This window comes from Pseudomonas sp. TMW22089 (assembly GCF_022496645.1).
Taxonomy (GTDB): Bacteria; Pseudomonadota; Gammaproteobacteria; order Pseudomonadales; family Pseudomonadaceae; genus Aquipseudomonas; species Aquipseudomonas paraversuta.
Genome location: NZ_SCFG01000009.1, coordinates 156,554 through 173,303 on the forward strand (window position 1 = coordinate 156,554; position 16,750 = coordinate 173,303).

General features: G+C 54.6%; 18 protein-coding genes, 1 tRNA gene and 2 pseudogenes. 17 read left to right on the plus strand and 4 right to left on the minus strand.

Annotation, left to right across the window (positions count from 1 at the left end; genetic code table 11):
- Nucleotides 1-7: 7 nt before the first annotated feature.
- The 6 genes and pseudogenes from EQV90_RS11600 to EQV90_RS11625 all read left to right on the plus strand — a co-directional run bounded on the left by EQV90_RS11600 (nt 8) and on the right by EQV90_RS11625 (nt 5,964).
- Nucleotides 8-1,561 carry a sugar ABC transporter ATP-binding protein gene (locus EQV90_RS11600; protein WP_003442127.1) on the plus strand — a complete coding sequence of 518 codons (1,554 nt, stop codon included), beginning with the start codon at nt 8-10 and terminating at the stop codon, nt 1,559-1,561.
- On the plus strand, nt 1,558-2,535 hold the full coding sequence (locus EQV90_RS11605) for an ABC transporter permease (protein WP_003442129.1): 978 nt from the start codon (nt 1,558-1,560) through the stop codon (nt 2,533-2,535). Before EQV90_RS11600 ends, EQV90_RS11605 begins: the two co-directional genes overlap by 4 nt.
- A gap of 3 nt (nt 2,536-2,538) precedes the next feature.
- Entirely contained in the window at nt 2,539-3,582 is a 1,044-nt protein-coding gene (locus EQV90_RS11610) for a LacI family DNA-binding transcriptional regulator (protein ID WP_240878124.1), read from the plus strand.
- A 10-nt stretch (nt 3,583-3,592) separates the two neighbouring features.
- Nucleotides 3,593-4,513 carry a ribokinase gene (rbsK, locus tag EQV90_RS11615; protein WP_240878125.1) on the plus strand — a complete coding sequence of 307 codons (921 nt, stop codon included), beginning with the start codon at nt 3,593-3,595 and terminating at the stop codon, nt 4,511-4,513.
- Nucleotides 4,510-4,914 (plus strand): D-ribose pyranase, encoded by a 405-nt coding sequence (rbsD, locus tag EQV90_RS11620; RefSeq protein ID WP_010656384.1) that lies wholly within the window; start codon nt 4,510-4,512, stop codon nt 4,912-4,914. The genes rbsK and rbsD overlap by 4 nt, the downstream gene beginning before the upstream one ends.
- 22 nt (nt 4,915-4,936) lie before the next feature.
- Nucleotides 4,937-5,964: pseudogene (locus EQV90_RS11625) on the plus strand (nucleoside hydrolase).
- Nucleotides 5,965-5,981: 17 nt separating this feature from the next.
- Here EQV90_RS11625 and EQV90_RS11630 read toward each other — a convergent pair.
- Nucleotides 5,982-6,182 carry a hypothetical protein gene (locus EQV90_RS11630; protein ID WP_003442163.1) on the minus strand — a complete coding sequence of 67 codons (201 nt, stop codon included), beginning with the start codon at nt 6,180-6,182 and terminating at the stop codon, nt 5,982-5,984.
- A gap of 162 nt (nt 6,183-6,344) precedes the next feature.
- On the opposite strand from EQV90_RS11630, the gene EQV90_RS11635 reads away from it, so the two are divergent.
- Both EQV90_RS11635 and EQV90_RS11640 read left to right on the plus strand, forming a co-directional pair.
- Nucleotides 6,345-6,650, plus strand: a complete 306-nt coding sequence (locus EQV90_RS11635; RefSeq protein ID WP_003442167.1) for a hypothetical protein — start codon at nt 6,345-6,347, stop codon at nt 6,648-6,650.
- A 160-nt stretch (nt 6,651-6,810) separates the two neighbouring features.
- The gene (locus EQV90_RS11640; protein ID WP_003442169.1) at nt 6,811-7,119 is read left to right on the plus strand and encodes an I78 family peptidase inhibitor; all 309 of its coding nucleotides are present in this window, start codon (nt 6,811-6,813) and stop codon (nt 7,117-7,119) included.
- 70 nt (nt 7,120-7,189) lie between these two features.
- Here the strand turns inward: EQV90_RS11640 and EQV90_RS11645 are convergent, their stop codons facing one another.
- Both EQV90_RS11645 and EQV90_RS11650 read right to left on the minus strand, forming a co-directional pair.
- A complete protein-coding gene (locus EQV90_RS11645; RefSeq protein WP_003179963.1) occupies nt 7,190-7,402 on the minus strand; it encodes a cold-shock protein in 213 nt (70 codons plus the stop codon).
- Between the two features lie 292 nt (nt 7,403-7,694).
- The gene (locus EQV90_RS11650; protein ID WP_003442172.1) at nt 7,695-7,997 is read right to left on the minus strand and encodes a hypothetical protein; all 303 of its coding nucleotides are present in this window, start codon (nt 7,995-7,997) and stop codon (nt 7,695-7,697) included.
- Between the two features lie 363 nt (nt 7,998-8,360).
- Here EQV90_RS11650 and thrS point away from each other — a divergent pair, with 363 nt between their 5' ends.
- The 9 genes from thrS (at nt 8,361) to EQV90_RS11695 (ending at nt 15,802) form a co-directional block, all read left to right on the plus strand.
- Complete coding sequence (thrS, locus tag EQV90_RS11655; protein ID WP_240878126.1) at nt 8,361-10,283, plus strand: threonine--tRNA ligase; 1,923 nt, start codon at nt 8,361-8,363, stop codon at nt 10,281-10,283.
- Entirely contained in the window at nt 10,283-10,834 is a 552-nt protein-coding gene (infC, locus tag EQV90_RS11660) for a translation initiation factor IF-3 (RefSeq protein WP_171970586.1), read from the plus strand. Before thrS ends, infC begins: the two co-directional genes overlap by 1 nt.
- 59 nt (nt 10,835-10,893) lie before the next feature.
- On the plus strand, nt 10,894-11,088 hold the full coding sequence (gene rpmI / locus EQV90_RS11665; RefSeq protein ID WP_003442181.1) for a 50S ribosomal protein L35: 195 nt from the start codon (nt 10,894-10,896) through the stop codon (nt 11,086-11,088).
- 28 nt (nt 11,089-11,116) lie between these two features.
- Nucleotides 11,117-11,473: a 50S ribosomal protein L20 gene (rplT, locus tag EQV90_RS11670; RefSeq protein WP_003442184.1), complete on the plus strand. Its 357-nt coding sequence runs from the start codon at nt 11,117-11,119 to the stop codon at nt 11,471-11,473.
- A 109-nt stretch (nt 11,474-11,582) separates the two neighbouring features.
- The gene (pheS, locus tag EQV90_RS11675) at nt 11,583-12,599 is read left to right on the plus strand and encodes a phenylalanine--tRNA ligase subunit alpha (RefSeq protein ID WP_003442187.1); all 1,017 of its coding nucleotides are present in this window, start codon (nt 11,583-11,585) and stop codon (nt 12,597-12,599) included.
- Between the two features lie 26 nt (nt 12,600-12,625).
- Complete coding sequence (gene pheT, locus EQV90_RS11680) at nt 12,626-15,004, plus strand: phenylalanine--tRNA ligase subunit beta (protein WP_003442190.1); 2,379 nt, start codon at nt 12,626-12,628, stop codon at nt 15,002-15,004.
- A 3-nt stretch (nt 15,005-15,007) separates the two neighbouring features.
- On the plus strand, nt 15,008-15,310 hold the full coding sequence (ihfA, locus tag EQV90_RS11685) for an integration host factor subunit alpha (RefSeq protein WP_002553164.1): 303 nt from the start codon (nt 15,008-15,010) through the stop codon (nt 15,308-15,310).
- A complete protein-coding gene (locus EQV90_RS11690) occupies nt 15,291-15,647 on the plus strand; it encodes a MerR family transcriptional regulator (protein ID WP_003442193.1) in 357 nt (118 codons plus the stop codon). Before ihfA ends, EQV90_RS11690 begins: the two co-directional genes overlap by 20 nt.
- A 78-nt stretch (nt 15,648-15,725) precedes the next feature.
- Nucleotides 15,726-15,802 (plus strand) — tRNA-Pro (locus EQV90_RS11695).
- Nucleotides 15,803-15,881: 79 nt separating this feature from the next.
- On the opposite strand, the pseudogene EQV90_RS11700 reads toward EQV90_RS11695, so the two are convergent.
- Nucleotides 15,882-16,622, minus strand: a pseudogene (locus tag EQV90_RS11700) (tyrosine-type recombinase/integrase); the annotation flags it as partial.
- Nucleotides 16,623-16,750: the final 128 nt, after the last annotated feature.

Here is a 16,750-nt window from a genome sequence, read left to right on the forward strand (position 1 = left end):
AAGTTTTATGTCTGCTCCCAATGCCAGCGTGGTCCTGTCAGTCAGCGGGATCGGCAAAACCTATACGCAACCCGTTTTGACGGGCATCGATCTGGCGTTGTATCGCGGTGAAGTGCTGGCCTTGACGGGCGAAAATGGCGCCGGAAAAAGCACGCTGTCAAAAGTCATCGCCGGTCTGGAGTTACCGACCCAGGGGCAGATGCAATTCAATGGCCATGCCTACACGCCAGGCAGTCGTTCAGAAGCTGAGCGACAGGGGGTGCGTATGGTCATGCAGGAGCTCAATCTGCTCCCCACCCTGACCGTGGCCGAGAACCTGTTTCTGGATAATCTGCCCGGCCACCTGGGCTGGATCAATCGCAGGCAATTGCGCAAGTCCGCCATTGAAGCAATGGCCCAGGTAGGCCTGGAGTCCATAGACCCTGACACATTGGTCGGCGATCTTGGCATTGGTCACCAGCAAATGGTGGAAATCGCCCGTAATTTGATTGGCGATTGCCATGTGCTGATCCTGGATGAGCCGACGGCCATGCTGACGGCCCGTGAAGTCGAGATGCTGTTTGTTCAGATCGAGCGGCTTCAGGCTCGCGGCGTGGCAATTATTTACATCTCCCATCGGCTGGAAGAGCTGGCGCGGGTGGCGCAGCGCATTGCTGTGCTGCGTGATGGCAGCCTGGTGTGTGTTGAGCCGATAGCCAACTACAGCAGCGAACAATTGGTCCATCTGATGGTAGGGCGCGAACTGGGCGATGCATTGGAGCTCGGGACGCGCCAGTTGGGTGAGACGGCGCTCAGGGTCTCGGCGCTGGGTCGGTCAGATAAGGTGCGGGATGTCTCATTTGAAGTCAGAAAGGGCGAAATATTTGGCATTTCAGGTTTGATCGGAGCCGGGCGGACCGAGCTCTTGCGGTTGATCTACGGTGCTGATCTGGCAGATAGCGGCACCGTTGCAGTCGGGTCCCCGCTGCAGGTGGTCAAGATCCGTTCGCCGGCGCAGGCCGTGAAACAAGGGATCGCCCTGATTACCGAAGACCGCAAAGGTGAGGGCCTGCTATTGACCCAGTCGATCAGTGCCAACATAGGCTTGGGCAATATGCACCGGGTTTCCAGTCTGGGGCTGGTGAGCGGTGTGCAGGAGGCTGCGCTGGCGCAACGCCAGATCGACGCGATGGGCATCCGCAGTTCAGGGCCCGGGCAAGTGGTGTCGCAACTTTCCGGCGGTAACCAGCAGAAGGTGGTCATCGGCCGCTGGCTGGAACGCGACTGTACGGTTTTGCTGTTTGATGAGCCCACCCGTGGCATCGATATCGGTGCCAAGTTTGATATCTACCGTCTGCTTGGTGAACTGACCCGTCAGGGCAGGGCGCTGGTGGTGGTATCGAGTGACCTGCGTGAACTGATGTTGATCTGTGATCGTATCGGCGTGCTGTCAGCAGGGCGCCTGATAGAAACGTTCGAGCGTAACAACTGGAGTCAGGAGCAGCTGCTGGCAGCCGCTTTTGCAGGTTATCAAACACGAGATGCGTTGCTCGCAGAAGCAACGCCAAAGGAAGCCTCATGAAGTCCACCGCGGCTGTGCAAAAAAGTGCACGCAACTATTACGGAACCGGCACTTATCTGGGGCTGGCTGGCGCCTTGCTGGCCATGATTGTGCTGTTCTCAAGTCTTAGCGATCACTTCTTTTCCTACGACACGTTGAGCACGCTGGCCAATCAGATTCCGGACTTGATGGTGCTGTCTGTCGGGATGACGTTTGTATTGATCATTGGTGGAATCGACCTGTCGGTAGGGTCGGTACTGGCATTGGCGGCGTCAGCGGTCAGTGTGGCAATTCTGGGGTGGGGCTGGGGCATTTTGCCTGCGGCTTTGCTGGGCATGGCTTGTGCTGCGCTGGCAGGTACGATCACGGGGTCGATCAGTGTCGCCTGGCGAATTCCTTCCTTTATTGTTTCATTGGGCGTTCTGGAAATGGCCCGGGGCGCGGCCTATCAAATGACGGGCTCACGTACGGCCTACATAGGCGATGCTTTCGCCTGGTTGTCGAACCCGATTGCATTTGGCATTTCGCCTTCTTTCATCATTGCGTTGCTGATCATTGTCGTGGCTCAGGCGGTGCTGACGCGTACGGTGTTTGGCCGTTATCTGATCGGGATCGGCACTAACGAGGAAGCCGTTCGCCTGTCCGGTATCAATCCCAAACCGTACAAGATCCTGGTCTTCAGCTTGATGGGATTGCTTGCAGGCGTAGCTGCGTTGTTTCAGATATCGCGCCTGGAAGCCGCAGACCCCAATGCGGGGTCGGGGCTTGAGTTGCAGGTTATTGCTGCGGTGGTGATCGGGGGAACGAGTTTGATGGGCGGGCGCGGCTCCGTCATCAGCACTTTTTTTGGGGTGCTGATCATTTCGGTATTGGCCGCGGGGCTGGCTCAAATCGGCGCAACCGAGCCGACAAAGCGTATTATTACCGGTGCTGTCATAGTGATGGCAGTGGTCCTGGATACTTACCGCAGTCAACGTGCACGGCGACGGAACTGAATAATGGCAACCATTAAAGATGTCGCTGCTATGGCCGGCATTTCTTACACCACGGTTTCACATGTCCTGAACAAAACGCGCCCGGTGAGTGAGCCGGTGCGTTTAAAGGTGGAGGAGGCCATTGCGCGTCTTGATTATGTGCCCAGTGCTGTCGCGCGCTCCTTGAAGGCCAAGACCACTGCGACTATCGGGTTGCTGGTGGCCAACAGCCTGAACCCGTACTTCGCCGAGTTGGCGCGAGGTATCGAAGACTATTGCGAGCGCAACAATTACTGCGTCATTTTGTGCAACTGCGACGATGATCCTGACAAGCAGCGCAATTATCTGCGGGTATTGCTTGAGAAGCGCGTGGATGGGCTGGTTGTGGCCTCGGCCGGTGGAGACCTCGGGCTGGCGAGCGGTCTGGTCGGTGTACGAACGCCCATGGTCATCGTCGATCGCAATCTCGAAGGTATCGATGCCGATCTGGTGCGGATCGATCACGAGCTGGGGGCCTATCTGGCCACCCTGGCCACCCGTCATTTACTCGATCTGGGGCACAGGGCCATTGCCTGTATTGGTGGCCCTGCAATCACCCGTGTGGCGCAGCTACGTACTGCCGGTTATCTGCGGGCGTTGGCAGAAGCCGGAATTTCAGCGCCCGGGGCCTGGATGATCGAGAGTGATTTCAGCAGTGTCGGGGGTTATCAGGCGGCTGTCAGGCTGCTGGAAAACGACCGGCCTTCGGCTATTTTCGCCTGCAACGACATGATGGGTATCGGCGTTTTGCGGGCTGCTGCCGAGCGCAATATTCGAGTACCGGACCAGCTGTCAGTCATAGGCTTTGATGATGTGCAGATGAGTCGCTATGTCTACCCGGCGCTGACGACCGTCGGCCAGTCGATTTTGCAACTGGGTGAAATGGCAGCGCAGTTATTGTTGCGTCGTATTGCATCGCCCGGGCGGGCGGTGGAGCAGCGAATTGTGACGCCAAGTATCGTGTTGCGAGAGTCGACAGCAGCCTATGTCGGGGCGCCGGTGCAACCCTCCTGCAAATCCAATGGATGAGTGTCGATACATGCAAGCAAATGTAGTGGTGGTTGGCAGCCTCAATATGGACCTGGTCACCCGTGCAGAGCGCCTGCCGCGTCCGGGTGAAACAGTTTTCGGGCAGGCCTTTGGCACCGTCCATGGCGGCAAGGGGGCGAACCAGGCGGTGGCGGCAGCGCGTCTGGGTGCTAGCGTGGCTATGGTCGGGTGCGTAGGCACCGATGCGTACGGCGTGCAACTGCGTGAGGGGCTGGAGGCCGAGGGCATCGACTGTCAGGCGGTGCGTACTGTGGCGCAGGGTGCGAGTGGTGTCGCGCTGATCGTGGTGGATACCGACAGTCAGAACACCATAGTGGTGGTGCCGGGTGCCAATGGCTGTCTCGACGCTCAAGACATCATGACGGTTGACGGCATGCTGCAAGGGGCGAAGGTCATTATTTGCCAGCTTGAGGTGCCGATGGATACGGTCGGTCATGTCCTCAAGCGCGGGCGTGAACTGGATAAAATTGTCGTCCTCAATCCAGCTCCCGCCAGCGGGCCGTTACCGGTGCAATGGTATGCACTGGTTGATTACTTGATCCCGAATGAAAGTGAGGCCCAGGCACTCAGCGGGGTGCCAGTCGACTCCCTTGAGTCCGCAGAATTGGCTGCGCGCAGCCTGATGGCACTAGGGGCGAGCAACATCATTGTGACGCTGGGGTCGCAAGGTGCATTGCTGGTCAGTGCGCAGCGGGTCGTGCACTTTGCAGCCCCCAAGGTAGAGGCTGTTGATGCAACTGCCGCCGGTGACACCTTTGTAGGTGCCTTTTCGGCCGCGCTGGCCGCAGGCAAAGGGGAGGACGAAGCGATCCGCTTTGCCCAGACTGCGGCCGCCTTGTCAGTGACCCGTGCAGGTGCGCAGCCCTCTATTCCCGGGTTGCAGGATATAAAGGACTTTGCCTCGTCATGAAGAAAACACCTTTGCTCAACATCGCGCTCTCCCGGGCTATTGCCTCGCTGGGGCATGGTGACATCGTCATTATTGCTGACGCCGGTTTGCCAGTGCCCAAGGGCGTTGATCTGATTGATCTGGCGCTGACGCAGGGGGTGCCGGATTTTTGCAGTACGCTGAGCACGGTGCTCAGTGAGATGCAGGTGCAAAGTCATGTGCTGGCGCACGAGCTGCTGCTAGCGCCTTGCGCGGCATTGTCAGGCATCGACCTGCACAACAGTCGGGGCGATTTGGGGGGCAGGAATTTGCTCGCTCACAGTGAGTTCAAGGAGTTATGCCAGCAAGCAAAAGTGATTGTTCGTACGGGAGAGTGCCGTCCTTACAGCAATATCGCTTTGATCGCAGGGGTTACTTTTTAAAAAATCATACAAGGAGTTAGTCATGTCGCGTTTTAAGCAAATTTTTCATCATCTGATCAGGAGTGTCTTGTTTTTGTCCGTTCTCAGTATTTCTAGTGTTCAAGCTGCCGACAAAATTGATCTGATCATCGACACTGACCCCGGGGCTGATGACGTCGTTGCATTGCTGTTGGCGCTGGCCTCGCCCGAGCAGCTCAATGTGCTGGGGATTACCACTGTGGCGGGTAACGTTCGCCTGGACAAAACTTCGCGCAATGCACGTCTTGCCCGGGAGTGGGCTGGTCGTGAAGAGGTTCCCGTCTATGCCGGGGCTCCAAAACCCCTGGTGCGCACGCCTATCTACGCCGAGAACATTCATGGTCAGGAAGGTGTTACGGGTGTGCCGGTGCACGAGCCTGCGAAAGGGCTTGAGCAGGCCAATGCAGTCACTACCTGATCGATACGTTACGCGCAGCCAGGCCTGGCAGTGTCACTATTGCCATGCTCGGGCCACAAACCAACCTGGCGCTGGCCTTGATTCAGGCGCCTGATATCACCAAGGGCATCAAGGAGGTCGTGGTCATGGGCGGTGCTCATTTCAACGGCGGCAATATCACTCCTGTAGCCGAGTTCAATATCTACGCCGATCCCCATGCGGCAGACGTGGTGCTGAAAAGTGGCGTCAAGCTGGTTTATGTCCCGCTTGATGTGACGCACAAGATCCTGACCAGCGACCAACGCCTGAAACAAATTGCTTCGCTGGGCAATACGGCCGGCAAATTGGTTGGCGATATTTTGAATGAGTACGTGAAGAACGATATGGCGCATTACGGACTGCCAGGAGGTCCGGTGCACGATGCCAGTGTGATTGCCTATCTGCTCAAGCCCGAGCTGTTTTCCGGGCGAGAGGTTAATTTGGTCGTCGATACCCGCGAAGGCCCAACCTTCGGTCAAACAATTGCAGACTGGTATGACACGTTAAAACAGCCAAAAAACGCTTTTTGGGTTGAGAACGGCGACGCCCAGGGCTTTTTTGATTTGCTGACTGCGCGCCTGGGGCGGCTGAACTGACTTGAGCCTGTGTCGGCTTATGTCACTTTCGTAAAGTCGGGGTCTTTGTACTTTTCGAAAATTTGGCTGACAAAGGCTTTGGCCGACTCGGTGCCGAGCTCTTTGACTAACAGGTCGATACCGATGATGGCCAGCTCTTCCGGGCTTCCAGGGCTATAGGAGCACTGTCCTTGAGGCCATTTGGCTTTGATGTCTGCATCGATGGTGACTGTTGTCATGGGTATCTCAAGAGGGGGGTGGGAAACGCGATTTTAGCAAAAAGCCATGCTGATGCTATCTGGGGCTCAAAGTTAAGCATGATCCGCAGCTTTTGGCGCTTCAACTTTCGCATGTGATCGGTGTGCGTGCCACACTCGGGATTTTGAGGGCGGAACCTGAACATGCAAATTGATTTGAACGACCCTGAGGCGCTGACGGTTGATGCGGTCCGCAGGTTGTTGGCCTCGGCCAGTGACGATGTACATACTCAGTTACGCGTGACTAAGGCAGGCATTGCCTATATTTCGTCAAGTGTCGTAGGTGGTACAGACATCGACGAGCTACTTTTCAGGCTTGAAACCTGGGCCGCGGGATCGGGGTATGTCGGGAAGATAGCTGCAAGCGATGAGGTCTGGGTGATGCAGATCCACAACGCCCTGAAGGACAACTGGCCGCGCCCCCCTTTTGATTACATTGATGTTTACTAGCGGGTGTACACATTCCGTCACTATTAGGTCTGTGCACTTGTTTTTCGCTCGGGCAATATCTTGTGCCCTGCGGTTAATGTTTTTTACCGTGAGACTCTGTGCAACCTATCTGCGGAATTACTGTCGCAAAGGTTTCGACTATTTATCTTAAGGAGGCTTCATGTCTTGGAAGCTAGTGACATTGGGTTCGTTGTTGGCGGTTGTAGCGCTGTCTGGCTGTAGCACGCCGGGCACAGCAAAAGAGCCTGTCGCCGAGGCGAACAGTGGTCGTTGCGATGCTAAGGCAGCTGCATTTGTGATCGGCCAGAAAGCGTCGCCAGGGCTGCTGGAGCAGGCTCGTGTCAAGGCCGGCGCGCAGAATGCACGGATCTTGTTGCCACACGACATCATGACGCTTGAGTACCGCTCTGACCGCTTGAATCTTAATGCAGATGACAACGCGATCATCACCCGCGTCAACTGCGGTTAAGCCCGTTTAGCGTTGGAGCAGGCATAAAAAACCCCGTCACATGGACGGGGTTTTTTTGTTCGAAGGAGATTTACTCCGGACGAACCTGCGCAGCTTGCATACCCTTTTGGCCTTTCTCAGCCACGAAGGAAACAGTCTGGCCTTCTTTCAGGCTTTTGAAACCGTCGCTTTCGATAGCTTTGAAGTGTACGAACAGGTCGTCACCGCCACCTTGAGGAGTGATGAAGCCGAAGCCTTTTTCATCGTTGAACCATTTTACGGTGCCGGTTTGGCGATTAGACATGGTGTATCTCCAAGAAACTTATATTTTCAGTAGTACTGTGCTGCTCAGGCCAACTGGGCACACCGAGCTATCATAGTCGAAATGTGCGGTTTGGGAGCCCCCCTGAGTGGCAGTTTGCATCATTGTTAGCATTTGTCTGGCGCTTGAAATGCCTTAAGTCCCCGTTTTATGGGGGTTTCATGGCTAAAGCAGCTTCGAAAAAAAGCAGTAAAGGATGCATTTTTTTTAGCAAAAAGACGTTTTATGGTCGTTTTTGCTCTGCTCAAGGCTTAAATCAGCCCCTGAACAGGCTCTATTTTGTTGCCCGGCAGGCCTGAATAGCATCCAGAGCCTTGGTCCGCAGCTCTACGCTCGGCATTTTTGTCTTGCTCATCAACTCTTTGATCTCGGCAGTCGAAAACTTCTCGGAAATTTTTTCTGCACCGCATGCGCAATGTTGCTGGGCGGTTTTCTGATCGACACTTTGGCTGGCTGCTGCAGTGCAATCCTTCATGTATGCCTCTTTTGCACCGGCAGGCCAGTTATCGGCCTGGGCACTGAGGGGTAAGAGGAATGCCAGTGGTGCAACGAGGGCAAGCAGGTGAGTCAAGCGCATGTGATTCTCCTTATAGGCGTTAAAGCTGTATTTGTTTCACTGAGTATCTGAGGGGATAGTGCAGCTCAAGTTCACCATTTTGCAAAAACCGCCTTATTGCTTTCAGTGAACAGCGGTGGAGAGGGCGGCGTTCATTCTTCTGTGCTAGCATGCCGCCCTTGGCGTTTTTCTGTTGTTGTGTGCTCCTGAGCCGCGAAGCAGAGCCATTAACTTATTTTATTTGAACTCCAGTCACTCTGGTTCGGTTTACGGTTGGCCGCAAGGCTCCTGCCACTGTGAGGCAGGCATACCTCCGAATCGCGTACTGGCTCATCCCAACCCACGTGACCTTTGGTAGGGGTCACCACTAGGAGAGGAGGCGCCATGCCAACTATTACTCTTCCCGACGGCAGTCAACGTACATTTGATCATCCAGTATCTGTAGCCGAAGTAGCTGCTTCAATTGGCGCAGGCCTGGCCAAGGCCACAGTAGCCGGCAAAGTCGACGGCAAGCTGGTTGATGCCTGTGATGTGATCGAAAATGACGTCACCTTGCAAATCATCACTCCCAAGGATGAAGAGGGGCTGGAGATCATTCGTCACTCTTGCGCTCACTTGGTGGGGCATGCAGTCAAGCAGCTGTATCCGACAGCCAAAATGGTAATCGGACCTGTTATCGACGAAGGCTTTTATTACGATATCGCCTATGAGCGTCCGTTTACTCCGGATGACATGGCCGCTATTGAAGCGCGTATGCAGCAATTGATCGAAAAAGACTACGACGTCATCAAGAAAGTGACGCCGCGTGCTGAAGTGATCGAGCTTTTTGCCCAGCGTGGTGAAGACTACAAGCTGCGCCTGATTGAAGACATGCCGAACGAACAGGCCATGGGTCTGTACTTCCATGAAGAATACGTCGACATGTGCCGCGGACCTCACGTTCCGAATACGCGCTTCTTGAAGTCGTTCAAGCTCACCAAGCTGTCCGGTGCCTACTGGCGCGGCGATGCCAAAAACGAGCAATTGCAGCGTATCTATGGCACTGCATGGGCTGACAAGAAGCAGCTCGCAGCCTATGTCCTGCGTATTGAAGAAGCTGAAAAGCGTGATCACCGTAAAATCGGCAAGCGCCTGGGGTTGTTCCACACCCAGGAAGAAGCGCCGGGGATGGTGTTCTGGCACCCGAATGGCTGGACGCTTTACCAGGTACTTGAGCAGTACATGCGCAAGATTCAGCGCGAAAACGGCTATCTGGAGATTAAAACTCCTCAGGTAGTTGATCGCAGCTTGTGGGAAAAGTCCGGTCACTGGGCTAACTACGCTGAAAACATGTTCACCACCGAGTCGGAAAACCGCGATTACGCGATCAAGCCGATGAACTGTCCTTGTCACGTGCAGGTATTCAATCAGGGGCTGAAAAGCTACCGTGAATTGCCGCTGCGTCTGGCCGAATTTGGCGCATGTCACCGTAATGAGCCATCGGGCGCACTGCATGGCATCATGCGTGTTCGTGCGTTTACTCAGGACGACGCACACATTTTCTGTACTGAAGAGCAGATGCAGGCCGAGTCGGCAGCGTTCATCAAGCTGACACTCGATGTGTATGCAGATTTCGGTTTCAAGGACATTGAACTCAAGCTTTCGACCCGTCCTGAAAAGCGCGTTGGTTCTGATGAGTTGTGGGATCGCGCTGAAAGCGCCTTGGCTTCAGCCCTTGACAGTGCTGGCCTGGCGTACGATTTGCAGCCGGGTGAAGGTGCTTTCTACGGTCCCAAGATCGAATTTTCTCTGAAAGATTGTCTGGGTCGTGTCTGGCAATGTGGTACCTTACAGCTCGATTTCAACCTGCCGATCCGTCTTGGCGCAGAATATGTGTCCGAAGACAACAGTCGTAAGCATCCCGTTATGCTGCACCGCGCGATCCTTGGATCGTTCGAGCGCTTTGTCGGTATTTTGATCGAGCATTACGAAGGTGCCTTCCCTGCGTGGCTTGCGCCAACCCAGGCAGTGATCCTGAATATCACTGATAAACAGGCAGATTTTGCCCTCGAAGTTGAAAAAACTCTCAATCAGTGCGGATTTCGTGCCAAGTCTGACTTGAGAAATGAAAAGATCGGCTTTAAAATCCGTGAGCATACTTTGCTCAAGGTTCCTTACCTCTTGGTTATTGGAGATAGGGAAGTCGAGATGCAGACTGTCGCTGTGCGTACACGTGAAGGTGCTGACCTGGGCTCGATGCCCGTCGCGCAATTCGCTGAATTCCTCGCACAAGCGGTTTCCCGGCGTGGTCGCCATGATTCGGAGTAATTATTATTAAGCGTGAAATGAGACAAGATAAACGAGCTGCACCGAAGGCCCCGATCAACGAGAATATCTCGGCACGCGAGGTTCGGTTAATTGGGGCTGAAGGCGAGCAGCTTGGGATTGTGTCAATTGAAGACGCGCTTCTTAAAGCTGAAGAGGCCAAACTGGATTTGGTGGAAATTTCCGCTGATGCAGTACCCCCAGTTTGTAAGCTGATGGACTACGGCAAATCTATCTTCGAAAAGAAGAAACAGGTTGCCGCTGCAAAGAAAAACCAGAAACAGATCCAGGTTAAAGAAATCAAGTTTCGTCCAGGGACGGAGGAAGGGGATTACCAGGTAAAACTGCGCAACCTGGTACGTTTCCTGAGTGATGGGGACAGGGCCAAGGTATCGTTGAGATTCCGTGGTCGTGAGATGGCCCACCAGGAGCTGGGTATGGAACTGTTGAAGCGGGTTGAAGGTGACCTGCTTGAATACGGGACCGTCGAACAGCATCCTAAGATGGAAGGACGCCAGCTGATTATGGTCATCGCCCCGAAAAAGAAGAAGTAATCACTAGGGCACGGCAGGCCTTTTGATTATGTTTATCAACTGAATGCGGAGTACCGAACATGCCAAAGATGAAAACTAAGAGTGGTGCTGCTAAGCGGTTTCTGAAAACTGCTAACGGCATCAAGCACAAGCACGCTTTCAAGAGCCACATCCTGACCAAAATGTCGACTAAGCGTAAGCGTCAATTGCGCGGTAGCAGCTTGCTGCATCCGTCTGACGTGGCAAAAGTGAAGCGCATGCTGCGCCTTTGCTAATTTCGGTCAAGAATAGAGGAAGTAACTCATGGCTCGTGTAAAGCGTGGCGTTGTCGCCCGTAAACGTCACAAAAAAATTCTGAAACTGGCTAAAGGCTACTACGGCGCACGCTCACGCGTATTCCGTGTTGCCAAGCAAGCGGTAATCAAGGCAGGCCAATACGCCTACCGTGACCGTCGTCAGAAAAAACGTCAGTTCCGCGCTCTGTGGATCGCTCGTATCAACGCTGGTGCACGTATCAACGGTCTGTCCTACAGCCGTTTCATCGCCGGCCTGAAAAAAGCTTCCATCGAGATCGACCGTAAGGTTCTGTCTGATCTGGCAGTGAACGAAAAAGCGGCGTTTGCTGCGATTGTCGAGAAAGCTAAAGCCACCTTGGCTTAAGTACCCCCGACAGTTACCTGGGCTCACCTATGTGAGCCCAGGTGCTAAACGTCTTAAATAGGGGAAGAGCCTTCAAGCTCTTCCCCTATTTTGTATCTGGAGTCTGTACATGGAAAACCTGGATGCGCTGGTCTCTCAAGCACTAGAGGCTGTGCAAAGCGCTGAAGATATCAATGCCCTGGAACAAATCCGGGTTCTATACCTTGGTAAAAAAGGTGAATTGACTCAGGTGATGAAGACCCTGGGGAATTTGCCGGCTGAAGAGCGGCCGCAGGTCGGCGCCCTGATCAACGTTGCCAAGGAGCGTGTCACAGAGGTTCTCAATGCGCGCAAGGCACTGTTTGAAGAGGCCGAACTGGTCGCCAAACTGTCTGCCGAATCCATTGATGTGACCCTGCCTGGCCGTGGTCAGACCTCCGGCGGTCTGCATCCGGTTACCCGGACTCTGGAGCGTATCGAGCAGTTCTTCACCCATATTGGCTATGGCATTGCCGAAGGCCCAGAGGTTGAAGACGACTATCACAACTTCGAGGCGCTCAACATCCCGGGCCATCACCCGGCGCGTTCGATGCATGACACCTTCTATTTCAATGCGAACATGCTGTTGCGCACCCATACCTCACCGGTACAGGTCCGCACCATGGAATCGCAGCAGCCGCCGATCCGCATTGTCTGCCCAGGCCGTGTGTACCGCAGCGACTCAGATATCACCCACTCGCCGATGTTCCATCAGGTAGAAGGCCTGCTGGTAGATCGCGATATCAATTTCGCCGACCTTAAAGGAACTATTGAAGAGTTTCTGCGAGTGTTCTTCGAAAAAGAACTGGCCGTCCGTTTCCGTCCGTCGTACTTCCCGTTCACTGAACCATCCGCGGAAGTGGATATGGAATGCGTGATGTGCAGCGGCAAAGGTTGCCGGGTCTGCAAACAGACTGGCTGGCTGGAAGTTATGGGCTGCGGCATGGTTCATCCGAACGTGCTGCGTATGTCCGGGATTGACCCGGAAGAGTTCTCTGGCTTTGCCTTCGGCATGGGTGTAGAGCGTCTGGCCATGCTGCGTTACGGCGTGAACGACTTGCGTCTGTTCTTCGACAACGACTTGCGGTTCCTCGCGCAATTTCGCTAGTCGTAACGAATTCTTAGGAGAGCAGGATGAAATTCAGTGAACAATGGCTGCGTGGTTGGGTTAACCCGCAGGTAGGTCGCGATGAGCTGGTTGCTCGTCTGTCGATGGCCGGTCTTGAGGTCGATAGCGTTACGCCGGCCGCCGGTGTATTCAGTGGCGTTGTGGTCGGTGAGGTGCTCAGCACAGAGCAGCACCCGGATGCTGACAAGCTGCGTGTTTGCCAGGTCAGCAATGGCTCGGAGACTTTTCAGGTCGTATGCGGTGCGCCAAACGTGCGCCCGGGTCTGAAGATCCCGTTCGCCATGATCGGTGCTGAACTGCCAGGCGACTTCAAAATCAAAAAAGCCAAGCTGCGTGGCGTTGAGTCCAACGGCATGCTCTGCTCGCAAGCAGAGTTGCAAGTGGGTGAAGGCAATGATGGCTTGATGGAACTGCCGGCAGATGCACCGGTAGGCGAAGATATTCGCGTTTATCTGGATCTCGAAGATGCCAGCATTGAGGTCGACCTGACCCCTAACCGGGGTGACTGCTTGTCCCTGGCTGGTCTGGCCCGTGAAGTAGGTGCGTTGTATGCGGCCCCGGTTACACGTCCGGTAGTGGCGACCGTTGCGCCAGTGCATGACGAAGTGCGCTCTGTAGAAGTGCTTGCACCTGCAGCGTGCCCTCGTTACCTGGGGCGTGTGATTCGCAATGTCGACCTGTCGAAGCCTGCTCCGCTATGGATGGTTGAGCGTCTGCGTCGCGCTGATGTGCGTAGCATCGATGCCGCAGTCGACATCACCAACTACGTGATGCTTGAACTGGGCCAGCCGTTGCACGCTTTTGATCTCGCCGAGATCAACGGTGGCATTCGTGTGCGCATGGCTGAAGAGGGTGAGAAGCTGGTATTGCTTGATGGGCAGGAAGTCACTTTGCGTAGCGATACGCTGGTGATTGCTGACCATACCCGTGCGCTGGCCATTGCCGGTGTGATGGGCGGCGAGCACAGTGGCGTATCTGCTTCGACCCGGGATGTGTTTCTCGAAAGTGCTTTCTTCGACCAGATTGCTGTGGCTGGCAAGGCCCGCTCTTATGGTCTGCACACTGACGCTTCGCATCGCTATGAGCGTGGTGTGGACTGGAAACTGGCCCGTGAAGCCATGGAGCGCGCTACTGGCCTGCTGCTGGAAATCACTGGCGGTGAAGCCGGTCCGATCATTGAGACCGTTAACGAACAGTATCTGCCGTCAATCGCGCCGATTACCCTGCGTGCTGCGCGTATCAGCCAGATGCTGGGCATGGAAATGGACTCCGCTGAAGTCGAGCGTCTGCTCAGTGGTTTGGGGCTGACAATTTCGGCTGATGGTGCAGGGCAGTGGCGTGTAGAAGTGCCTAGCCATCGCTTCGATATCAGCCTTGAAGTTGATCTGATCGAAGAACTGGCTCGTCTTTACGGTTACAACCGTCTGCCAGTCCGTTATCCGCAAGCCCGCCTGGCTCCGCAGGCCAAGGCTGAAGCACGTAGCGACTTGCCTGAATTGCGTCGTTTGCTGGTAGCTCGTGGTTATCAGGAAGCGATCACTTATAGCTTTATTGATCCGAAACAGTTCGAGCTGTTCAGCCCGGGTGTTGAGCCTCTGTTGTTGGCCAACCCTATTTCGAACGACATGGCTGCTATGCGTGCCTCTTTGTGGCCGGGCCTGGTCAAATCGTTGCAGCACAACCTGAATCGTCAGCAAGATCGCGTTCGCTTGTTTGAAAGCGGCCTGCGCTTTGTCGGTCAGCTGGAAGGTCTCAAGCAAGAGCCGATGCTGTCGGGTGTGGTTTGTGGCAGCCGTCTTCCTGAGGGTTGGGCGCAAGGGCGCGACGTAGTTGACTTCTTCGATGTCAAAGCGGATGTAGAAGCCGTGTTGGGTTTTGCGGGCGCTCTGGACTCGTTCACCTTCGTAGCGGGCAAGCATCCGGCATTGCACCCGGGGCAGACTGCACGTATCGAACGTGATGGTCGCGAAGTTGGCTATATCGGTGCCATCCACCCTGAGCTGTCAAAAAATCTGGGTCTTGATCGTCCAGTATTCGTTTTTGAGCTGGTGCTGGCTGAAGTAGCGTTGGGCAAAATGCCTAAATTCCAGGAGTTGTCGCGCTTTCCTGAAGTGCGTCGTGACTTGGCGCTGCTGGCTGATCGTGATGTTGCTGCCAGTGCAGTACTGGAAGTAATACGTGAAAATGCAGGTGAATGGCTCACAGACCTCAGGTTATTTGACGTCTACCAGGGTAAAGGCATTGATCCTCATAGAAAAAGCCTTGCAGTTGGCTTGACCTGGCAGCATCCATCGCGCACTCTTAATGACGATGAGGTGAACACCACGACACAAAACATCCTCACCTCGCTCGAAAAAAGGTTGAACGCCACGTTAAGGAAGTGACGTATGGGGGCTCTGACGAAAGCTGAAATGGCGGAACGTCTTTATGAAGAGCTGGGCCTGAATAAACGCGAAGCCAAAGAATTGGTCGAGCTGTTTTTCGAAGAAATCAGGCACGCTCTTGAAGACAATGAACAGGTCAAATTGTCAGGTTTTGGCAACTTTGATCTGCGTGACAAGCGACAGCGGCCTGGCCGCAATCCGAAAACGGGAGAAGAAATCCCGATCACGGCTCGCCGTGTGGTCACCTTTCGTCCAGGGCAGAAGTTGAAGGCCCGAGTAGAGGCTTATGCTGGAACCAAGTCATAACGACGAGCTCCCGCCGATTCCGGGCAAACGCTACTTCGCCATAGGCGAAGTCAGCGAGCTATGTGCGGTCAAGCCGCACGTGCTGCGCTACTGGGAGCAAGAGTTTCCTCAACTCAACCCTGTCAAACGTCGCGGAAACCGCCGGTATTATCAGCGACAGGATGTGCTGATGATCCGGCAAATTCGTGCACTGCTTTATGATCAAGGGTTCACCATCGGAGGCGCGCGGCTGCGACTTTCCGGGGATGAGGCCAAAGACGACACCACCCAATACAAACAATTGATCCGCCAGACGATCTCCGAACTGGAGGACGTTTTGCAGGTTCTTCGTAAATAAATCTGGCTTTAAAATACTTTCGTATTTCAAAAGCTTAAGGTATATTCCTCGACGTTCCATCAAGTTGTAACGCCTAGTCGGGGCGTAGCGCAGTCCGGTAGCGCACTAGCATGGGGTGCTAGGGGTCGAGTGTTCGAATCACTCCGTCCCGACCATATTATTCAATGACTTAGGCCAATGTCCCCGACATTGGCCTTTTTCATTTTCGGGAGATTTTCGGGGCTTTTCCGATTTTCATCCTTGCCTCCTCTTCAAGATTGTCAGAACCGGACCTCGTGAGTCGGTTGCTGATACCATATTTGCAGCCTCAATCAGCTGCCCCAGCTCGGCGCCGGAGTAGTGACTGGTAATGCTGCCGTTCTTGTGTCCAAGCAATGCCTTGCGGTCTTCCTCGGTTACACCTGCTGCTCGCAGTCGTCGACCAAACGTGTGCTTCAAATCGTGAATCCGTATAGACAAGTAGCCAGGGTGAGCGGGGCGAAGGTTTTTCTCCTGCCAGAGTTTCGCCGCTCTCACTCGCGCTTTCTTCCAGGCTGAATCGTTCATTCGGTGCATCGCGGTCCCATTGTAAGGAAATACCCATTCCTTGCTGATACCGCGCTGCTTATCAATGATCGACTTGGCCACGTTGTTGAGCACTACTAAGCGTTCATCGCCGTTCTTCACGCCCGAGCGTTCATTTCGCCCGCCAAAATCGGCGGGTATCAGAAACACACTGGCGCCCAGTTCTGGTACCGCGATCTCCCAATCCCACTTCAGCTTGCAGACCTCTTGCTCGCGACAACCTGTGTTCACCTTGAACAAGGCCATCGCCTGCAAGTGGGCAGGCAACTCTCCAAAAAGAATCGACTGCTCTTCCCATGACATGGGGTAGGGCTTACGGCTCGACTTCTTCTCTTCCAGCTTTGTGAGCATTGGCACGCTATCAAGCCACGGTCTCATCTCGTCATCTCGCCACTTGCGCGCACAAAGGGTTTGAATCGCCCCTAGTTTCGTAGACACCTCCAAGCCTTAAAATGAGGCCCATTAGGAGGTGCCATGAGCAACCAGCGATATCCCGAAGAATTCAAAATCCAGGCGGTCAAACAAGTGACCGAAAAGAA